General features: G+C 74.6%; 17 protein-coding genes and 1 tRNA gene. 5 read left to right on the top strand and 13 right to left on the bottom strand.

Annotation, left to right across the window (positions count from 1 at the left end; all coding sequences use genetic code 11):
* Positions 1–53 precede the first annotated feature (53 nt).
* The 7 genes from lpdA to lipA all read right to left on the bottom strand — a co-directional run bounded on the left by lpdA (position 54) and on the right by lipA (position 7927).
* Positions 54–1508, bottom strand: coding sequence for a dihydrolipoyl dehydrogenase (gene lpdA, locus A2CP1_RS10590; protein WP_012633302.1), 1455 nt, complete (start codon positions 1506–1508; stop codon positions 54–56).
* Positions 1509–1750: 242 nt separating this feature from the next.
* On the bottom strand, positions 1751–2605 hold the full coding sequence (locus tag A2CP1_RS10585; protein ID WP_012633301.1) for a tRNA threonylcarbamoyladenosine dehydratase: 855 nt from the start codon (positions 2603–2605) through the stop codon (positions 1751–1753).
* A 33-nt stretch (positions 2606–2638) separates the two neighbouring features.
* On the bottom strand, positions 2639–3415 hold the full coding sequence (locus A2CP1_RS10580) for a TatD family hydrolase (RefSeq protein WP_012633300.1): 777 nt from the start codon (positions 3413–3415) through the stop codon (positions 2639–2641).
* Positions 3412–4737: a dihydrolipoamide acetyltransferase family protein gene (locus A2CP1_RS10575; RefSeq protein WP_012633299.1), complete on the bottom strand. Its 1326-nt coding sequence runs from the start codon at positions 4735–4737 to the stop codon at positions 3412–3414. The genes A2CP1_RS10580 and A2CP1_RS10575 overlap by 4 nt, the downstream gene beginning before the upstream one ends.
* A gap of 13 nt (positions 4738–4750) precedes the next feature.
* The gene (locus A2CP1_RS10570; protein ID WP_012526063.1) at positions 4751–5725 is read right to left on the bottom strand and encodes an alpha-ketoacid dehydrogenase subunit beta; all 975 of its coding nucleotides are present in this window, start codon (positions 5723–5725) and stop codon (positions 4751–4753) included.
* A 13-nt stretch (positions 5726–5738) separates the two neighbouring features.
* The gene (locus A2CP1_RS10565) at positions 5739–6932 is read right to left on the bottom strand and encodes a thiamine pyrophosphate-dependent dehydrogenase E1 component subunit alpha (RefSeq protein ID WP_012633298.1); all 1194 of its coding nucleotides are present in this window, start codon (positions 6930–6932) and stop codon (positions 5739–5741) included.
* Between the two features lie 14 nt (positions 6933–6946).
* Complete coding sequence (gene lipA, locus A2CP1_RS10560; protein ID WP_012633297.1) at positions 6947–7927, bottom strand: lipoyl synthase; 981 nt, start codon at positions 7925–7927, stop codon at positions 6947–6949.
* Positions 7928–8084: 157 nt separating this feature from the next.
* On the opposite strand from lipA, the gene A2CP1_RS10555 reads away from it, so the two are divergent.
* On the top strand, positions 8085–9158 hold the full coding sequence (locus tag A2CP1_RS10555) for an HD domain-containing phosphohydrolase (RefSeq protein ID WP_012526060.1): 1074 nt from the start codon (positions 8085–8087) through the stop codon (positions 9156–9158).
* Positions 9159–9245: 87 nt separating this feature from the next.
* Positions 9246–10250: a GTP 3',8-cyclase MoaA gene (moaA, locus tag A2CP1_RS10550; protein WP_012633296.1), complete on the top strand. Its 1005-nt coding sequence runs from the start codon at positions 9246–9248 to the stop codon at positions 10248–10250.
* Positions 10251–10258: 8 nt separating this feature from the next.
* On the opposite strand, the gene A2CP1_RS10545 is transcribed toward moaA, so the two are convergent.
* From A2CP1_RS10545 to A2CP1_RS10530, 4 genes are all read right to left on the bottom strand, one after another.
* On the bottom strand, positions 10259–11428 hold the full coding sequence (locus tag A2CP1_RS10545; protein ID WP_012633295.1) for a C45 family autoproteolytic acyltransferase/hydrolase: 1170 nt from the start codon (positions 11426–11428) through the stop codon (positions 10259–10261).
* 160 nt (positions 11429–11588) lie between these two features.
* Positions 11589–12011, bottom strand: coding sequence for a coenzyme B12-dependent isobutyryl CoA mutase small subunit (gene icmB / locus A2CP1_RS10540; protein ID WP_012633294.1), 423 nt, complete (start codon positions 12009–12011; stop codon positions 11589–11591).
* Complete coding sequence (locus A2CP1_RS10535) at positions 12008–12793, bottom strand: class I SAM-dependent methyltransferase (RefSeq protein ID WP_012633293.1); 786 nt, start codon at positions 12791–12793, stop codon at positions 12008–12010. Before A2CP1_RS10535 ends, icmB begins: the two co-directional genes overlap by 4 nt.
* Positions 12794–12819: 26 nt before the next feature.
* Entirely contained in the window at positions 12820–14586 is a 1767-nt protein-coding gene (locus tag A2CP1_RS10530) for a methylmalonyl-CoA mutase family protein (protein WP_012633292.1), read from the bottom strand.
* A gap of 222 nt (positions 14587–14808) precedes the next feature.
* Between A2CP1_RS10530 and A2CP1_RS10525 the strand changes: the two genes are divergently transcribed.
* The 3 genes from A2CP1_RS10525 to A2CP1_RS10515 all read left to right on the top strand — a co-directional run bounded on the left by A2CP1_RS10525 (position 14809) and on the right by A2CP1_RS10515 (position 17621).
* A tRNA-Met gene (locus tag A2CP1_RS10525) sits at positions 14809–14882 on the top strand.
* A gap of 406 nt (positions 14883–15288) precedes the next feature.
* Positions 15289–16653, top strand: a complete 1365-nt coding sequence (locus tag A2CP1_RS10520; RefSeq protein ID WP_012633291.1) for an ATP-binding protein — start codon at positions 15289–15291, stop codon at positions 16651–16653.
* Between the two features lie 191 nt (positions 16654–16844).
* Positions 16845–17621: an enoyl-CoA hydratase/isomerase family protein gene (locus A2CP1_RS10515; RefSeq protein ID WP_012633290.1), complete on the top strand. Its 777-nt coding sequence runs from the start codon at positions 16845–16847 to the stop codon at positions 17619–17621.
* Positions 17622–17675: 54 nt separating this feature from the next.
* Here A2CP1_RS10515 and A2CP1_RS10510 read toward each other — a convergent pair whose 3' ends face one another.
* Together A2CP1_RS10510 and A2CP1_RS10505 are read right to left on the bottom strand one after the other, a co-directional pair.
* The gene (locus A2CP1_RS10510) at positions 17676–18458 is read right to left on the bottom strand and encodes a hypothetical protein (protein WP_012633289.1); all 783 of its coding nucleotides are present in this window, start codon (positions 18456–18458) and stop codon (positions 17676–17678) included.
* Positions 18459–18471: 13 nt separating this feature from the next.
* Entirely contained in the window at positions 18472–19407 is a 936-nt protein-coding gene (locus A2CP1_RS10505; protein ID WP_012633288.1) for an SGNH/GDSL hydrolase family protein, read from the bottom strand.
* Between the last annotated feature and the right edge of the window lie 48 nt (positions 19408–19455).

Here is a 19455-nt window from a genome sequence, read left to right as displayed (position 1 = left end):
GCGGGACCGCGCACCGCCGGGTGGCGGCGCCGGTGCCCGGCGGAGCGCGCGCGTCAGGCCCGGGCGCCCGCGGCGGCCTCGCCCTTCTTCGGGCGCTCCGGGCGGTTCAGCATGTGGATGGCCTCGCCGAGCGCGGCGCGGCAGGCCTCGTTGAGCGCCTCGGGGAGCGTCGGGTGGGCGTGGATGGTGAGCGCCACGTCCTCCAGGTACGCGCCCATCTCCAGCGCCAGCGCGGCCTCGGCGATGAGGTCGCCGGCCTCGGGCCCGCAGATGCTCGCGCCGAGCAGGAGCTTCGTCTTGCGGTCGCCCACCACCTTCACGAAGCCCTCGGTGTGGTGGATGGCGATGGCGCGACCCAGCGCCCCGAACGCGAACTTGCCGACGATGGGATCGTACCCCTGCTTGCGCGCCTCCTCCTCCGAGAGGCCCACCGCGGCGACCTCGGGGTCGGTGAAGATGGCGGTGGGCATCCCCACCCAGTCGCGCACGGTCTTGTGGCCCGCGATGACCTCGGCGGCGATCTCGCCCTCCTTCGACGCCTTGTGCGCGAGCAGCGGCGGCCCGGTCACGTCGCCGGCGGCGAAGATGGTCGGCACGCTGGTGCGGTACTGCTGATCGACCTCGATGAAGCCCTTCGGCCCGATCTTCACGCCCACCTGCTCGAGGCCGAAGCCGGCCGAGCTCGGCTTGAAGCCGACCGCGACCAGGATCTTGTCGCAGGGGATCTCCTGCTCCTTGCCCTCGATCTCGATCTTGACGACCAGCTCCTTGCCGCGGCGCTCGTACCCCTTCGCCTTCGCGTTCACGTGCACGGCCACGCCGCGCTGGCGGAGCCCCTTCTGCACCAGGCGCACCGCGTCGGGATCGACGCCGGTGAGCACCTGCGGCAGCGCCTCGACGAAGGTCACCTGCGCGCCGAGCTTCGCGTAGACGGTCCCGAGCTCCATGCCGATGATGCCGCCGCCGATGCAGACCAGGCGCTTCGGCACCTCCGGGAGATCCACCGCCTCCCGCGCGCTCCAGACGTCCTTCCCGTCGAACGCGAACCCCGGGATCTCGATGGGCCGCGCGCCGGTGGCGACCAGGATCGCGCCGGCCTCGAGCCGCGTCTTCTGCCCGTCCTTGCCGGCCACCTCGACCGCGTTCGGCGCGACCACGGTGGCGGTCCCGCGCACCACCTCGACGCCGTTGCCCTTCTCGAGCAGCGCCACGCCGCCGGTGAGCTTCTTCACCACGCCGTCCTTGAACTCGCGCAGCTTCGCCACGTCGACGCGCGGCGGCTCGGCGATGATCCCGCGATCGGCGGCGCCGCGCATCTCGTCCACCAGGTTGGCGGCCGCGATGAGCGCCTTCGACGGGATGCACCCCCAGTTCAGGCAGACGCCGCCCAGGGTGGCGTCCTTCTCGATGAGCGCGACCTTCTTGCCGAGCTGGGCGAGGCGGATGGCGGCCGGGTAGCCTCCGGTGCCGGCGCCGATCACGATGGCGTCGTAGGTCTGGGTGGGCATGGCGTTCCCTCGATGAAGGAGGACCTGGAAGAGCGAAGCGCGGGTGTCCCCGCGCACGCGCGGACTCTAACGGCGGGATGGGGCCGGGTAAACGCAAAACGCGTTCCCGGACAGGGCACCGCGCCGCGGCGCCGCGGCGCCGCGGTGCGCGTGCGGCCCGCGAGCCGCGTCCTCGCCGCCCGGCCGTCCGGGCACCGGCCGCCCGGTGCGCGCGGCCGCGCGGCCCGCGTCCCCGCGCTGCGTCACCGGGCGCGCGGCTTGCGCCGGCGCTTCGCCTCCGCCTCGGACAGCGTGCGCGGCGCGACCGGGGCCACACCGCCGAGCGCGTGCACCACCGCCGCGGCCGCGGCGAGGCCGAACGCGCCGGTGACGAACATGGCGCTCCCGTAGCACTTCGGCTCGCGGCGCCGCTCCCCGGGCAGCCGCGGGCGCGTGCCGGGGATGCCGTCCTCGTCGCCGGGCAGCGCCAGCGTCGGCCGCGGCGCCTCCATCGACCAGACCGCGGTGACGCCGGTGGGCGCGGTGGCCGAGATCCCGAAGCGGCGGCGCAGGTACTTGCGCACGTCCTTGGCAAGCTGGTCGGTGTGCGTCTCGCAGAGGTCCGTCACCTGGATCGCGGTGGGGTCGAGCCGCCGCGCCGCGCCGAGCGAGGTGACGATGGGGATGCGGTGCTCCAGGCAGCGCGCGATGACGTGCAGCTTCGCGACGACCGTGTCCATCGCGTCCACCACGCAGGACACGCCCTCCGGCACGAGGCGCGCCGCGCTCCCCTCGTCGTAGCGCCCGACCACCGCGTCCACCCGCGCCCCCGGGATCACGCGCCGGAGCCGCTCCGCCAGCGCCTCCGCCTTGGGCGCGCCGAACGCGCCGTCGAGCGCGTGGAGCTGGCGGTTCGCGTTCATCTCCTCGACGCGCTCGCCGTCCACCAGCGTGAGGCGGCCGACGCCGGCCCGGCACAGCGCCTCGGCCGCGACCGTCCCGACGCCCCCGATCCCCAGCACCACCACGTGCGCGCGCGCCAGCCGGCCCATGGCCTCGAGCCCGAGCAGCCGCGCGGTGCGATCGAGGCGGGGGGAGACGGGGCGGTCGCCGGCCATGCGGGCCCGGTGTAGCGCGGCCTCGCGCGCCGCTCAAGCGAGCCGGAACAGCGCGCGGGCGTTCGCGGTGGTGAGCGCGTCGGCCTCCGCCGCGCCGGTGCCGAGCGCGCCCGCCAGCGCGGACAGGATGCCGGGGAGGTAGGCGGGCTCGTTGCGGCCGCGGTTGGGGCGCGGGGTCTGGTCGGGCGCGTCGGTCTCCACGAGCAGCCGGTCCCGCGGCACCGCCCGCGCGGCGTCGATGGGCCTCCGGGCGCGCTCGTAGGTGAGCGGGCCGGCGAAGGAGAAGTGCAGGCCCGAGGGCAGGTAGGCGCGGACCTGGTCGGCGCTGCCGGAGAAGCTGTGCAGCACGCCGCCCGCGGGGAGCGGCGCCTCGGCGAGGAGCGCCAGGAGCGGCTCGTGCGCCCGCAGGCAGTGCAGGATCACGGGCAGCCGGAAGCGGCGCGCCAGCGCCAGGTGGCCGCGCAGCACCGCCACCTGGCGGTCCATGGGCGCGCCCGCCTCGACGCTCGGCGCGTCGAGCCCGCACTCCCCGACCGCCACCGCGCCACCGCGCGAGAGCGCGGCCTCGAGATCGGCGAGCCGGCGGTCGTCGCCGCCGGGATCGAGCTCCGGCAGGAGCTGCGGGTGGATGCCGAGGCCGTGGTGGACGCCCGGCGTCGCGGCGGCCCACGCCGCCAGCGGCGCCCAGGCATCCGGCCCCACCGCCGGCACGATCACGTCGGTGACCCCCGCGGCGCGCGCCCGGGCCAGCGCCTCGGCCCGGTCCGCGTCGAACGCGCGCGCGTCGAGGTGGCAGTGCGAGTCGATCACACCATCTGCATGAACAGCAGGTTGGGATCCTCGAGGTACCTGATCACCTGGTAGGTGAACGCGGCCGCCTCGTGCCCGTCCACCACGCGGTGGTCGCTCGTGAGCGAGACGTGCATCACGTCGCGGGCGACGATCTGCCCGTCGCGCACCACCGGCGTGGGCCGGATGCGGTGGATGCCCAGGATGCCGACCTCGGGGTGGTTCAGCACCGGGGTGGCGAACAGCCCGCCCAGCGCGCCCAGGCTGGTGATGGTGAAGGTGGAGCTGCCCAGGTCCTCGGGGCGGATGCGCCCGGCCTTGGTGTCCTGCGAGAGCCGCTCGATCTCCCGGGCGAGATCGAGGAGCGAGCGGCGATCGGCCGCGCGGATCACCGGGACCACCAGGCCCGCGTCGGTGGCCGACGCGACGCCGAGGTCGTACCGGTGCTTCACCACGATCTCGCCGCGCTCGTCGTCGAGCGACGCGTTCAGCTTCGGGAACTTGCGCAGGGCGGCGACGACCGCCTTCACCACGAACGGCAGGAACGTGACGCGGACGCCCTCCTCCTTCGCGGCGGCGGCGATCCGGTCCTTCACCCGGACCAGCTCGGTGACGTCCGCCTGCTCCACGAACGTGAAGTGGGCGGCGGTCCGCTTCGAGCGCGCCATGTTCTCGGCGATCTTCCGCCGCATGCCGCGCAGCGGGATCCGCTCGTCCGCCTCCGGCGGGCCGGCCGGCGACGGCGCCGGCACAGGGGCGCGGGCCGCGGCGGGCGCCGGGGCCGGCACCTCCGTCTCGCCGCCGTGCCCGTTCACCTTGCCGCGCGCGCGCGACAGGTCGTCCTTGGTGACGCGGCCGCCCGGGCCGGTGCCCGGCACCGTGTTCACGTCGATCCCCAGCTCCCGCGCCATGGCGCGCACGGCGGGGGTGGCGAGCGCCTTCGCGCCCGCGGGCCCTGCCGCCGCCGAGGGGGCCGCCGCCGCCGCGGGCGGCTCGGCCTGGGCCGGCCGGCCCACGGCGACGCTCGCCGCCGCGGCCGCCTGGGCCGTCGCGGCCGCGGTGGCGGCGCGCACCGGCGCCTCGGGCGCCGGGCGCGGCGGCGCGTCGTCGAGCTCGATCTCGACCAGCGGCGAGTGCACCTTGGCGACGTCGCCCACGTTCCAGAACAGCTTCACCACCGTGCCGCGCTTCGGCGACGGGATCACCACCGTCGCCTTGTCGGTCATCACCTCGACGAGCGGCTGATCCTCGGTGATCGCGTCGCCCGGGGCGACGAACCACTGCTGGACCTCCGCCTCGACGACCCCCTCGCCGATGTCGGGGAGCTCGAGCTTGTAGGCCATGGACGACTCCCCCTCAGTACGCGACCACCTCGCGGATGGCCTTCAGGATGCGCGGCGCGCGCGGCAGGTACTCGTTCTCGAGCGTGTACGGGAACGGCGTGTCGAAGCCGGTGACGCGCGCCACCGGCGCCTCGAGGTGCAGGAAGCAGCGCTCCTGGACCAGCGCGGCGATCTCCGCGCCGAACCCGCAGGTGCGCGGCGCCTCGTGCACCACGATGGCGCGCCCGGTCTTCGACACCGACGCCACGATGGTCTCGAGGTCGAGCGGCTGGAGCGAGCGGAGGTCGATGACCTCGCAGTCGAACCCCTCGGCCGCCGCCTCGCGCGCGGCCTGGTCCACCTCGTGCCACATCGAGCCCCAGGCCATCACCGTCACCTGGTTGCCGGCGCGCGTGATCCTGGCCTTGCCGAGCGGCTCGGCGTACTCGCCTTCGGGCACGTCGCCCTTGGCGGCGCGGTAGACGCGCTTCGGCTCGAAGAACAGCACCGGGTCCGGGTCGCGGATGGCGCTGATGAGGAGCCCCTTGGCGTCGTAGGGGTTGGACGGGACGACCACCTTCAGGCCGGCGGTGTGGATGAACATCGCCTCGGGCGACTGCGAGTGGTAGTGGCCGCCCTTGATGCCGCCGCCGTACGGCGTGCGGATGACCATGGGGCAGGCGTACTGGCCGCCGGAGCGGTAGCGGTACTTCGCCACCTCGTTCACGATCTGGTCGAACGCCGGGAAGATGAAGTCGGCGAACTGGATCTCCGGCACCGGCTTCAGGCCGTAGAGCGCCATGCCCACCGCGGTGCCGATGATGCCGCCCTCGGCGAGCGGGGTGTCGATGACACGGTCGGCGCCGAACTCGTCGTAGAGCCCCTGCGTGGCGCGGAACACGCCGCCGAACTTCCCGACGTCCTCGCCCAGCACCACCACGTCCGGATCCTTGCGCATCTCGATCCGGAGCGCGTCGTTGACCGCCTGGATGATGTTCATGGTGGGCATGCGGCCCCCTGTATCACGCGTCGGAGTGGCGCGGGTTCGCCGCGCGCGGGTCCGCGGCGACCGCCGCCTCGATCTCGGCCAGCTGCTCGCGCTGCTGCCAGAGCGGCTCCTCGTACACGTCGGCGAACAGCGTCTCGATGGACGGCTTGGCCGGGAACGCCTCGGCCTCCTTCAGCGCCGCCTGGATCTGCTCGCGCAGCTCGTCGCGGAGCGCGGCGTCCTGCGCCTCGTCGAGCGCGCCGCGCCGCGAGAGGTAGCGGCGCATGCGCAGGATCGGGTCCTTGCGCTTCCAGGGCTCGACCAGCTCGGCCGGCCGGTACGCGCGCGGGTCGTCGGAGGTCGAGTGCCCCTCGATGCGGTAGGTCACGCACTCGAGCAGCGTCGGGCCCTCGCCGGCGGCGGCGCGCGCCCGCGCCCGGCGGGTGGCGGCGTACACCGCGAGCAGGTCGTTCCCATCGACGCGCTCGCCGCGCATGCCGTACGCGATCGCCTTCTGCGCGATGGTCTCGGAGGCGGTCTGCCGCTCGCGCGGCACGCTGATGGCCCAGCCGTTGTTGCGGCACACGAACACCACCGGGATCTTCCGCACCGCCGCGAAGTTCAGGCCGGTGTGGAAGTCGTGCGCGCTGGTGGCGCCCTCGCCGAAGTAGGTGATGGCGACCATCTCCTCGCCCTTCAGCTTCGCCGCCCAGGCGCCGCCCATCGCCTGCGAGACCTGGGTGGCGATGGGCGAGCTGATCGAGGTGAAGCGGCCCGGCCGCCACGCCTCGTGGCAGGGCATCTGCCGGCCCTTCATGGCGTCCCCGCCGTTGCCGAACAGGTCGCAGACGAACGTGACGAGCGGCATCCCGCGCAGCAGCGCGGCCCCGTGCTCGCGGTAGCACGGGTAGATCCAGTCGCGCTCGTCCATCGCCGCCGCCGTGCCGAGCACGGTGGCCTCCTCGCCGATCGACCCGATGTAGAAGCCGATCCGCCCCTGGCGCTGGAGCGTGATCATCCGCTCGTCGAGCGCGCGGTTCAGCACCATCCACCGGTACAGCCGCAGCGCCTCCGCGTCCGGCAGGACCACCTCGTCCGGATCCGCGGAGCCGTCCTCACGGATGACCGTGTGGAGCGGGAACTCCTTCAGGAACCGGCCGGGCTCGTAGTCCCGTGCCTCGCGCGGGTGATGCCTCGTCGGCGGACCCACCACGTGCTCTCGGCGCATGCTCGCTCCTGTCGTCAGCGGGGCTTCGTCCTCGACTCGATCTCGCCGCGCAGGAACAGCTCCGCCGCGCGGTACGACGACCGGACCAGCGGGCCGCTCGCCACGTACCGGAACCCGAGGGCGAGCCCCTGGTCCCGGTACGCCGCGAAGCGCTCGGGCGACACGTACTCCACCACCGGCAGGTGCCAGGCGCTCGGCCGCAGGTACTGGCCGAGCGTGAGGATCTCGACGCCGTGCGCGCGGAGGTCCCGCATCGCCTCGACCACCTCGGCCTCCTGCTCGCCCAGGCCGACCATGATCGACGACTTGGTGACCACCTGCGGGAACTCGCGCTTCAGCTGCGCGAGGACGCCGAGCGTCTGGTCGTAGGTGGCCTTCGCGTCGCGGACCGCGGGCGTGAGCCGACGCACGGTCTCGAGGTTGTTCGCGAAGACGTCGGGCGCGGCGCGGCCGACGGTGCGCACGGCCTCCGGGTCGCCGCGGAAGTCCGGCGTGAGCACCTCGACGAGCAGACCCGGGATCTCCTTCAGCCGCCGGATCGCGTCGGCGAAGTGCGCGGCGCCGCCGTCGGGCAGGTCGTCGCGGTCCACGCTGGTCACGACGATGTAGTCGAGCGCCAGCTCGGCGATGGCCTCGGCCAGGTGGCGCGGCTCGTCCGGATCGAGCGCGGGCGGGTGGGCGGCCGTCTTCACGTTGCAGAAGCGGCAGCCGCGGGTGCACACGTCGCCCATCAGCATGACGGTCGCGGTGCCGCCGCCCCAGCACTCCGCCACGTTCGGGCAGTGCGCCTCGGCGCAGACGGTGTGGAGCTGGAGGCCCTTCAGCGTCTCCCGGACCTTCTGGTACCGCTCGCCCCCCGGCACGTTCACCCGGAGCCAGCTCGGCTTCTTCGCGTCCATGGGGACGCCGCGCTCGCGCATCGCGCTCGCGATGTCGCGCCGCGAGGTGGGCGCGTCGGTGCCGAGGACCGGCAGGCTGCTGCGGGGTACGCTCATTGCGCCGCCGATGTAGCGATGGGTTCGAGCCGGGTCAAGACGCGCCGCTCCTTTGCCCGCCCGCCCTCTGCTACCCTACACATTGGGGAGCGTACCTGCATGCTATACTCCGCGCGCTTCTCCCCTCTTGGGTTCGCCCAGTCCGCCCCGGTTACCAATGACGGAGATCGCCCCCGAAGCCACCCGGATCCTCATCGTGGACGACGACGCCGCGGTCCGGGACGTCATCACGGTGCTCCTGCGGGAAGAAGGCTACGTCTGCACCACCGTGGCGAGCGCCGAGGCGGCGCTCGACGAGGCGCGCAAGACCGACTACCCGCTCGTCATCAGCGACGTGCGGATGCCGGCGCGCGACGGGTTCTGGCTGCTCGAGCAGATGCGCGAGGCCTCGCCCGACACCGCGGTCATCATGCTGACCGCCTACGGCGACACCGAGGCGGCGGTCGAGTGCCTGCGCAACGGCGCGGCGGACTACCTGCTGAAGCCGCCCAAGGTCACCGAGCTGATCCGGGCGATCGAGCGGGCGCTCGGCCGGCGGCGCCTGGAGCTGGCGCGCGGGCGGTACCGCCGCAGCCTCGAGAACCGGGTCAAGGAGAAGACCGCCGAGCTCTCCCGCACCCTGCACGACCTCGAGAGCACCTACTCGCAGACGCTCTGGACGCTGGTGGCGGCGCTCGACGCGCGAGAGCACGAGACCAGCGATCACTCGCAGCGGGTGGTGCGCTACACGCTCGCCATCGCGCGCCGGGTGGGGCTCGCAGAGACCGCGCTCCCCGACGTGGGCCGCGGCGCGCTGCTGCACGACATCGGCAAGATCGGCGTGCCCGACGCGATCCTGCTGAAGCCGGGGAAGCTGACGCCGGAGGAGTGGACCGAGATGCGGAAGCACCCGCAGATCGGCTTCAACATCCTGAAGAGCGTCGACTTCCTGCAGGTGCCCGCCGAGATGGTGCTCTGCCACCAGGAGCGCTTCGACGGCGGCGGCTACCCGCGCGGCCTCTCCGGCGACGCCATCCCGCTCTCGGCGCGCATCTTCGCGATCGCCGACTGCTTCGACGCGATGACCAGCGACCGGCCCTACCGCAAGCGCACCTCCACCGAGAACGCGCGCAAGGAGATCCTGCGCTGCGCGGGGACGCAGTTCGACCCGCGCGCCGCCGACGCGTTCCTGTCGCTCGGCGAGGACGAGCTCCTGGAGCTGTCGCGACCGTCGGACGAGCGGCCCATCTGACGCTCCGCGCGGCGGGCGGCGCTGCGCGGGCCCGCGCAGGCGTCCCGGTGGCTTTCTCCTCCCCCCGCGGTGGTGGTATGAGGCGCCGTGCTCCAGCAACCCCCCTCCCCCGCCGCCGCGCCGCTCGTGGACGGCCAGGGCCGCCGGATCGTCTACCTCCGGCTCTCCCTCACCGACCGCTGCAACTTCCGGTGCAGCTACTGCTCGCCGGCCGCACCGGAGACGCACGAGGATCCGCTCGCCCGCGACGAGGTCGCGCGGCTGGTCCGCATCTTCGGCGGCCTGGGCATCCGGCGCGTGCGCCTGACCGGCGGTGAGCCCACGCTCCGCCGCGACGTGCTGGACGTGATCCGCGAGGTGGCGCGCGCCCCCGGCATCGAGGAGGTGGCGCTCACCACGAACGGCCACCTGCTCCAGGCGCTCGCCGGCCCGCTCCGCGAGGCGGGCGTCACGCGGCTCAACGTCTCGCTCGACACGCTCGACGCGGAGAAGCTGCACCGCATCGCCGGCCGCGCCGCGACGCTGGAGCGGATCGTGGCCGGGATCGAGGCCGCCTACCGCGCCGGCTTCGCCTCGGTGAAGCTGAACGTGGTGGTGGTGCGCGGGCAGAACGACGACGAGCTGGGCGCGCTGGCCCGCTTCGCCTGGGGGTTCGGGGCCACCGCGCGGTTCATCGAGCTGATGCCGTTCGGCCCCGGGAAGCCGGTGCCCACCGCCGAGGTGAAGCGGCTGCTCGAGGCGCAGGGCATCCGGCTCGAGCCCGACGCGACGCGCGGCTGGGGGCCCGCCTACCACATGCGCGGCACCTCCGAGCACGAGGGACGGACCGTCACCGGCCTGGTCGGCTTCATCGGGGCCATGACCGAGAACTTCTGCGACGGCTGCAACCGCGTGCGGGTGGGCGCCGACGGCTCGCTGCGCGCCTGCCTCGGCGGCCGCGAGCGGCTCGGGCTGAAGGAGCTGCTGCGCGGCGCCGCCAGCGACGCGGACATCGCCGCGGCCATCCGCGCGGCGCTGCTCGGCAAGGGCGAGCGCCACGACATGGAGCGCGGCGGCGACGGGCTGCTGCCCATGATCGGCACCGGCGGGTAGCGCGGTCGTCAGTCTCGCAGCTCGAAGCGGAGCGGCGGGGTGCGCACCGAGCGGAGCCCGCCCCGGCGGAGCGGATCCGGCTCGTCGCGCTCGAAGAACGTCACCTCGAGCGCGCGCTCCCGCAGGTCGTAGACCCCGTGCCAGAGCGTCCGCTCGTCGGTGAGCTCGCCGGGGCCGCCCGGCGGCTCCACGAACGCGCGCGCCGCCGCGGCGGCGAGCGCCGGCGGGGTCCACGGCTCGGAGGCCTCCGCCAGGGCGCCGCGCAGCGCGCGCCACCGCGCGTAGGTGCCCGCCGGGCCGGGGCCCGCCGGCAGCGGCTCGCGCTCCGGGTGGCGGTGCAGCGCGTGGTTGGTGAGCACGAGCGGGAGGCCGGCCGCGTCCAGCAGGTGCGCGCGGTTGCGGCCCAGGCCCACCTCGAACGCGAACGCGTCGCCGTGGCGGTCCGCCACCAGCCAGTGCACCGGGTACGCGGCGTAGTGGTGCTTGGCCGCGAGCAGCGCCTCGCGCGCCTGGATCGCGTTCGCGCAGGTCTCGAGCAGGTGCCGCCCGAGCTGCAGCTCGTCGAGGCCCACCGTCTCCGCCTCCGGCTCGAGCGGGCGCGCCTCGGCCGCCTCGACGTCGGAGGCGGCCACCACCACCAGCCCCTCCGCGTTGATCCCGTCGAGCGCGCCGCCCAGCAGCTCGAACGCCACCACCGCCAGCGTGGCGTGCCCGTCGGTCGGGTGCAGCTCGAGCAGGTAGGGCCGGTCGGCGCCCGGCCCGCTGCCCCGCGGTCTGCTCACGCACGGAAGCGCGAAGTCGAAGGCGCGCGAGACGAGCGGGTGCCCCCCGGCGGCGTCGCGCGGCGGGACGAACGCGGCGGAGCAGCCCGCCACCCGCGGCGGCGCCCCGAGGCGCGAGACGTCGTAGGCGTCGTCGTCCGCGTCCACCCCGAAGGCGTCCGCGGCGCCGCGCATGCGCTCGTGGAGCACGGGCGCGTTCCGGCGCAGCCACTCCTGCTGCACGCGCACGCGCAGCGGGTCGCGCGCCGTGGTCGCCTCCAGGCCGTAGCGGGTCCGGGCGATCTCGCCGAGGTGGTGGCCGATGGCGCGGTTCGAGCCGCGCAGCACCAGGTGGTGGACGACGAGCGCGCCGCCCTCGCCGCCCGCGACGAGCCGCTCCTCCACGCGTGCAGGCATGAGCGCCTCCCGCAGGAGACACTAGGCGGGCGGAGGGCGCTCCGGGGGCACCGATGGGGTCACTGCCGAACGCGTGCGACCCCGCGCGCCGGCGGGCGGCCGGGCAGACGCCCGGCGCCCGGTGCGGGCCTCGCGGGGAGGGGCGAGGGTCGGCTCGCGCCTAGGCGGCCGCGGCACGCGGACGGATGTTCGCGCGGATCCACTCGATGATCGCCTGGGTGGAGGAGCCGGGCAGGAACACCTCGGCGGTCCCCTTCTCCTTCAGGCGGGGAACGTCGTCCTGCGGGATGATCCCGCCGCCGAACACCACGATGTCCACGGCGCCCTTCTCCCTCAGCAGCTCGATCACCGCCGGGAACAGCGTCATGTGGGCGCCCGACATGATCGAGAGGCCGATCGCGTCCACGTCCTCCTGGACGGCGGCGGCCACGATCATCTCCGGCGTCTGGTGCAGGCCGGTGTAGATGACCTCGAAGCCGCCGTCGCGCAGCGCGCGGGCGATGATCTTGGCGCCGCGATCGTGGCCGTCCAGGCCGGGCTTGGCGACGAGGATGCGGAGGGGGCGCTCGGTGGCGGGGCTCATGTGGTCGGCTTCTCCAAGAGGGCGATGAGATCCGGCGCTTCGGGATCCAGCTCACGGCCCGGGTGCTCCCCCGCGCCGGTCGTGCTCGTCAGCTCCAGGACGCGGAGGCCGGCGCCAGCGGCCAGGGACCTCCACTCGGAAGGCCTGTAGTACCGCAACTCCGCCGTGCCCGCCAACACCGCGCCGGAGGGGCGGACCAGGCGGCGGTGGCAGCGGTCCACGCCGGCGGCGGGGTCGAACTCCGAGGTCTCCTCCACCAGGGAGCCGTCCGGCAGGGTGCGACGCGACGCGTCGCGCGGCTGGAGCGCGAGCCGGAGCGGGTTCGCGTGGTGGACGAGGAGCCGTCCGCCCGGCCGGATCGCGGTCGCCAGCGCCGCCAGGCAGGCGGCGTTCCGCGCGTCGTCGAACATGAACAGCGAGGCGTACCAGGAGAACGCGGCGTCGAACGCGCCCGGCCGCAGCGGCAGCGCGCGGAGGTCGGCGCGGAGCCAGGCCGGGCCGGGCCCCCCGCCTGCCGACGACGAGGCCCGGGCGCGCGCCAGGTACGCGGCGCTGCGCTCGAGCCCCACCACCGCCCGGACGCGGCCCGCCAGCGCCCGCGCGTGGCGCCCGTGCCCGCAGGCGAGGTCGAGCACGCGGTCGCGCGGGCCGAGCCGGAGCAGGCCGGCGATGACGTCCGCCTCGAGCGCGGTCAGGCCCGGGGTGAGCAGGTCCGCGACCGGCTCCAGGTAGAGCGGGCCGTAGTAGCCGTCGGACCAGTGCGGCGCCGGGGAGCCGTCCACCCGGCCAGTGTACCGGAAGCGCCGGCCTAGAACCGGCCGTCCTCGCGGTAGGTGCCGTGGACCTTGCGGAACGTGTCGGCGATCTCGCCGAGCGTCGCGTACGCCTTCACCGCCTCGATGACCGGCGGGACCACGTTCGTCCCCTCGCGCGCCGCGCGCTCCACGCCCGCCAGCGCCTCGGCCACCCGCGCGGCGCTGCGCCGGCCCTTCAGCGCCTTCAGGCGCTCCACCTGCTCGCGCGCCACCGTCTCGTCGATCCGGAGCAGCGGGATCTGCTGCTCCTCGCGCGCCTGGAACGCGTTCACGCCGACCACCAGCCGATCGTTGCTCTCCACGTCGCGCTGCCAGCGGTACGCGCTCTCGGCGATCTCGCGCTGCGGGTAGCCCTCCTCCACCGCGCGGAGCATGCCGCCCATGTCGTCGATGCGGCGGAGGTACTCGATGGCGCGCCGCTCCATCTCGTCGGTGAGGTACTCGACGTAGTAGCTGCCGGCGAGCGGGTCGATCACCCGGTCGGCGCCGGACTCGTGCGCGATGATCTGCTGGGTGCGGAGCGCGACGGTGACCGCCTCCTCGGTGGGCAGCGCGTAGGTCTCGTCGAGCGAGTTGGTGTGCAGCGACTGCGTGCCGCCCAGCACCGCCGCGAACGCCTGCAGCGCCACGCGGACCACGTTGTTGTACGGCTGCTGCGCGGTGAGCGAGACGCCGGCCGTCTGCGCGTGGGTGCGGAGCAGCAGCGACTCGCGCTTCTTCGCGCCGAAGCGCTCCTTCATGGTCCGCGCCCAGATCCGGCGCGCCGCGCGGAACTTCGCGACCTCCTCGAACAGGTCGTTGTGCACGTCCCAGAAGAACGAGAGGCGCGGGGCGAACGCGTCCACGTCCATGCCGCGGTCCACGCACTCCTGCACGTACTCGATGCCGTCGGCGAGCGTGAACGCCAGCTCCTGCAGCGCCGTCGCCCCCGCCTCGCGGATGTGGTAGCCGCTGATCGAGACCGGGTTCCAGCGCGGCATCTCCTTCGCGCAGAACTCGATCATGTCGCAGACGATGCGGACCGCCGGCGTGGGCGGGATCATCCACTCCTTCTGCGCGATGTACTCCTTCAGCATGTCCGCCTGGAGCGTCCCGCCCAGCCTCGCGCGCGGCACGCCCTGCTTCTCCGCGACCGCCACGTACATCGCGAGCGCGATGACCGCGGTCGCGTTGATGGTCATGGAGGTGGTGACGTCGCCGAGCGGGATCCCGTCGAACAGGATCTCGAAGTCCTCCAGCGTGGAGATGGCGACGCCCTCCTTGCCCACCTCGCCGCGGCTCATCGGGTGGTCGGCGTCGTAGCCCATGAGCGCCGGCATGTCGAAGGCGGTGGAGAGCCCGTTCACGCCGTGCTCGAGCAGGTACTTGAAGCGCCGGTTCGTGTCGGCGGGCGTGCCGAAGCCCGCGAACTGGCGCATGGTCCAGAGCCGGCCCCGGTACATGGTCGGCTGCGGACCCCGGGTGAACGGGTACGCGCCCGGGTAGCCCACGTCGCGCAGGAAGTCGTGCTCGCGCAGGTGGGCCGGGTCGATCACGTCGGGGATCGGGATCCCGGAGTCCGTCTGGAAGGCCGCCTTGCGGCGCGGCAGGCGCGCGAGCGCCTCCGCCAGCTCCTCCTGCGTCCAGCGGTCCCGGGCCTCCAGCACCCGCGCGATCTCGTCGCGGGCGAACAGCGGCCGCTCGGCGCGATCCGGCGCCTTCGGCGTGTCGCCCCGCTTCTCCACCCGCCGCGTCTGGTCCTTCGCCGGCTTCGAGCCCATGGATTCCCCTCGCTGTGAGCGCTGGCTGCCTCGCTGATCTAACCCGAGGGAGGACGGCAGGTCAGGTCGCCTCGCGGGGCCGCCGGGACCCGCGGTGCGGACGCCTCCGCGCCGCGCCGCGCCGTCGCCTGCCGCCGCCCTCCCCGCTGGCGGGCGGCCGGGCGCGCGCCGCGCTTGACGCGTTCCCGGCGAGAGGGATATGAACCCGCGTTCCGCAGGACCGGTGAGGTAGCTCAGTCGGCTAGAGCGAGGGTCTCATAATCCCTAGGTCGGGAGTTCGATTCTCCCCCTCACCACTCCACAAGCAGCCGTGATCGCAGCAGAAAAGAGCCTCGGCGCGCCGAGGCTCTTCTTCGTTTCGCGCGTTGCCGCCGCGCGCCGGGCGCGCTCCTCGGGGCGCGACGGCGGTCTCCGGCTCCGGCGCGGAAGGATCACGGGTCGTGACGCCCGCGCCGCCCGGGGCGAGCTCGGGCGCGTGCACGCGGTCGCCGGCTCCCGATCGCCACGCCGGATCCGCGTCACCACGCCCGGCGCGCCCGTCACCACGCCCGGCACGCGCGTCGCCGCTCGCCGGCGGCACGTGGCGGGTGCGTGCGTCGCATTCGACGGCCGTCCGCCCGCGCCCTGACGCAGGGTGTCGTACCGGTAGGGGCAGCGTCCTGCTCGCGGCATGAAGCGGCCACCGGCCCTGTTCGCGCGTCGATGGAGCTCTTGCGCGCACGAACCGAGCTGACGGCGGCCTGGCAGGCGTTCCTCGTGGACGGACGGCTGCCGCCGCGGATCCGTCCCGAGATCCGCCGCTCGTGGCTCCGGGTCCGCGAGGAGGCGCGCGTGGACCCGCGGCTGCGCGCCTCCCCGCTCGCGGTCGGGCCCGAGGACGTGGTCGCGCGCGGCGAGGGCGACGACGCCGCCCGGATCGCCGCCGGCGTGGTGGCGCACTACGCCGAGCGGCTGCGCGACGGCGGGCACGTCGTCGCCTACTTCGACGCGGACGGGGTGATGCTGGCGTGCGACGGCGACCCGCGGACGCGGCGCGCGCTCGACCGGGTGAACTTCGCGCCCGGCGCGTGCTGGGCGGAGGGCGTCACGGGCACGAACGCGCCTGGCACCGCGCTCGTGGAGGGGCGGCCGCTGGAGGTGTTCGCCGCGGAGCACTTCGTGGAGGTGCTGCAACCCTGGACCTGCGCGAGCGCGCCGGTCCGGCTGGGCGGGCGCGTCGTGGGCGCGGTCGACATCACCTCGCCCTGGACCGCCCATCACGCGTCGCTGCTGCCGACCGCCGAGGCGGTGGCCCAGGTCATCGAGGGCCGGCTCGAGGCCGAGGCGGCGCGGGCGCACGCCGACCTCATGATGCACGTGGCCGGCAGCGCGCTCCACGCGCGCGACGACTTCCTGACGGTGGCCTCCCACGAGCTGAAGACGCCGCTCACGCCGCTCCGCGCGAAGCTGCAGGCGGTGCAGCGCCTGCTCGATCGGACCGAGGGCGAGCTGGATCCGGCCCGCCTCCGCGCGAGCCTGCGTGGCGCCGACGCGCAGGTGGGCCGCGTGGTTGCGGTCGTGGAGCGGCTGCTCGACGGCGCGCGCCTGCTGCGGGATCCGATCCGTCCGGCGCCGGAGCCCGTCGATCTCGGCGAGCTGGTGCGCGGCGCGGTGGAGCGGCGGCGCGACGACCTGCAGCGCCAGGGCTGCCATCCCACCGTGACGGTCGTGGGCGAGGTGACCGGCTGCTGGGATCCGGCGCTCCTCGACCAGGCGCTCGAGCGGCTCCTCTCGAACGCCGCCCGCTACGCGCCCGGGCCCGTCGAGATCGAGGTGGCCTGGGACGGCCCGTCCGCGCGCGTGCTGGTCCGCGATCACGGCCCCGGGATCCTCCCGGACGATCGCGAGCGAATCTTCCTCCCCTACGAGCGCGCGGTGTCGTGCCGGAACTCGGCCGGCCTCGGCCTGGGCCTGCACGCGGTCCGCGCCATCGCGGCCGCGCACGGCGGGACCGTCCACGTGGAGCGCGCGCCGGGCCACGGCAGCACCTTCGTGCTCGCGCTCCCCCGCGTGGCCTCGCCGCGGTGAGCGCGCGGCCGCGCGCCCCGCCCGATCGCCGCAACCTGTCGGAACCAAGGACGAATGCGGCGCCCGGCCCCGGCTCGGTCGGGCGCTCCGCACGGCGCGGCCCAACCGGTGGCGCGCGCCCGGTGCGCCGGTCGTGAAAAGCTCGGGGGCGAGTACGCCGCCTCCACCCGCTCCACCGCCCAGGGAATCCCATGAACGACGCGCTCGTCAGGACCAGGAAGGAAGGCCGGATCGGCTGGATCACGCTCCACCGGCCGGAGGCGATGAACACCTTCATCGTCGCGTTCGCCGACCAGCTCGACCAGGCGCTGCGGCGGATGGAGGACGATCCGGAGGTGACGGTCGTCGTCGTGGACGCGGCGGGGAAGCACTACTGCACCGGGATCGCGCTCGAGCAGTTCACGCCGCGGACGCAACGCGAGTACCGCGAGCTCCTCCACCGGATCGACGCGTTCTACCGGACCCTCGCGCGGATGCGGACGGTGACGATCGCGGCGGTGCAGGGCTACGCGGTGGCGAACGGCGCCGGGCTCGCGTTCGCCTGCGACCTCACCGTCGCGGCGGACACGGCGCGGTTCGGCACCACCGCCATCAACGTCGGCCTCATCTGCCTCGGCCCCGCGGCGGCGATGGCGCGGCTCGTCGGGCGGAAGAAGGCGGCGGAGCTGCTGCTGACGGGCGAGCTGGTGAGCGCGGCGGACGCGCTGGCGCTCGGCCTCGTGAACCGGGTCGTGCCGGAGGCGTCGCTCGCGGACGAGGCGCTGAAGCTCGCGCAGAAGCTCGCCGCGAAGAGCCCGCTCGCGCTGCGCATCGGCAAGGAGGGCCTGAACCGGCTGCCGGACCTGCCCGCGCTCGAGCGCATCGACCTCGCCGACGATCTGTTCGCCACGCTCGCCGCCACCCAGGACGCGGTGGAGGGCGTGAGCGCGTTCCTGGAGAAGCGTGCGCCCACCTGGAAGGAGCGCTAGGCCGGCGCCGGCGCCCGGGATCGGCCCGCCGCGAGCGCGGGACGCCGCCGCGCGTCACCGCGGGTAGTACGACACGGTGAACGCCGCGCCGTTGCGGGTCACGTCGAGCGCGTGCACGCCGCTCCCCGGCGTGGCGACTGCGGTCGCGATCCGATCGAGGTCGGCCGGGCCCACCGGCTGCCCGTCGAAGCGCCAGAGGAGATCGCCCTGCCGGAGGCCGAGGTGCGCGAGCACCCCCCGCGGATCGACGGCGGTGAGCTTCACCGCGGGCTGGTCGATGACCACGACCTCGCCGGTGGCGCCGGTCCCGTGGGCGCCGCGCAGGCGCGCCAGGACGGCCGGATCCACGTCGAGGTCGTGCGCGCCGCGCGGGGTCGCCGCGGCGTCGAACGCGTGCTCGACCACGCGCACCGCCACGTCCCGCCCGACCTCGAGCCGGACCTCGCGCGCGCCCTCCGCGGTCACCACGCCGTCCGCCGCGATGGCGCGGACGACCAGGTTGCGGCCGATGGCGTCGCCCACGCGGACGTCGCGGGTCTCCCAGGTGGCGACGTCGGCGACGGTGGCGAACGCCCCGGGCGTGCCGGGCTGCTGGACGCCGAGGACGTGGAGCGTCACCTTGCGCGCGCGGTAGTCGGCCGGCGTCGAGGCGGGCTCGGGCGCGGCGAGCGCGGCCACCTCCGCGGGCGACACCGGGGCGGCGAGCGCGGCGGCGGCGCGCGCCCGGGCGGACGCGGCGGCGCGATCGCCGGAGGCAGCCGGCGACGCGGAGGGCGAGGCGGTCAGCGCCGCGAGGGCGACGGCGAGGCGGAGGGGATGAAGGGTGCGGGCGGTCATGGCGGGCCTCGGTTCACTGCAGGAAGCAGCCTGCCTCGTCGCCCGAGCCGCCGAGAGCGACCGACTCCCACGACGCCCAGGTGGCGCAGGCGAGCGTGCGCTGGCCGGTGTTCCACTTTGGGTGGAAGCAATCGATGTCGGACAGGTCGCGGCCGCGGAACCGGTGCGTGCCGACGCAGGCCTCGGGCGCCGGGTTCCAGTCGGTCGTGAACCGGACCGCCGGCGCGAAGCGCCCCTGCGCGTCCGCGACCGCGGCCGCGATGGCGGCGTTGTACTGCGCGATGCGCTGCGCGACGATCCAGCGATCCGTGCTCGAGCCGCGCGTCACCGTGGGGCAGATGCTGGCCGTGTACCAGATCGCCTGGCAGGGCGTGCCGGTGGACCACTGCTTCTCCAGGCCCGCCGAGTAGAGGTAGTTCACCGGCGGTACCGTCATCACGTGGACCCAGGTGCCGGCGGGCAGCCCGCAGGTGGGGCTGCCGAGGATGGCGAGCGCCTGATCCAGCGCCGCGCGGAACGTGTCGGCGCCGTACAGCGTCGAGACCGACGAGCGGTTGCAGACGTCGTTCGCGCCGAGCAGAAGCACGATCCGGTCCGGCTTCGCGAGCTGCGCGCAGACCCGCTGCGCCTGCGCGGGCGCGTTGTTGCGGCCCCCGACCATCTCCGCGCCGTCCACCGACACGAACTGCTCGCCGGCGGGCAGCTTGCCCAGCAGCCGGTAGCGCCGGTAGACCGGGTTCACGGTCGAGTCCCAGCCCTGCCCGAAGCTGTACTGGATCTGGTCGCCGGGCGGCGGCCACCACGACAGCCGCGCGTTCGCCCCCTGCATCATGCTGTCGCCGATGCCGGAGAGCTTCTGCTGCGCCCGGGCCACCGACGGCGCGAGCACGGCGAGCAGCAGGACCAGCGGGGCGGCGGTTCGGGGGAGACGGCGGCCTCGGGCGCGCATGGCGACGCTCCTGCCCGGGCGAGCGGAGGGGTGCGGAGGCCCGCCGGC

The organism is Anaeromyxobacter dehalogenans 2CP-1 (assembly GCF_000022145.1).
GTDB lineage: Bacteria > Myxococcota > Myxococcia > Myxococcales > Anaeromyxobacteraceae > Anaeromyxobacter > Anaeromyxobacter dehalogenans.
The sequence above is the reverse complement of the archived record's forward strand: the minus strand, read 5'-3'. Positions and strand labels throughout refer to the sequence as shown.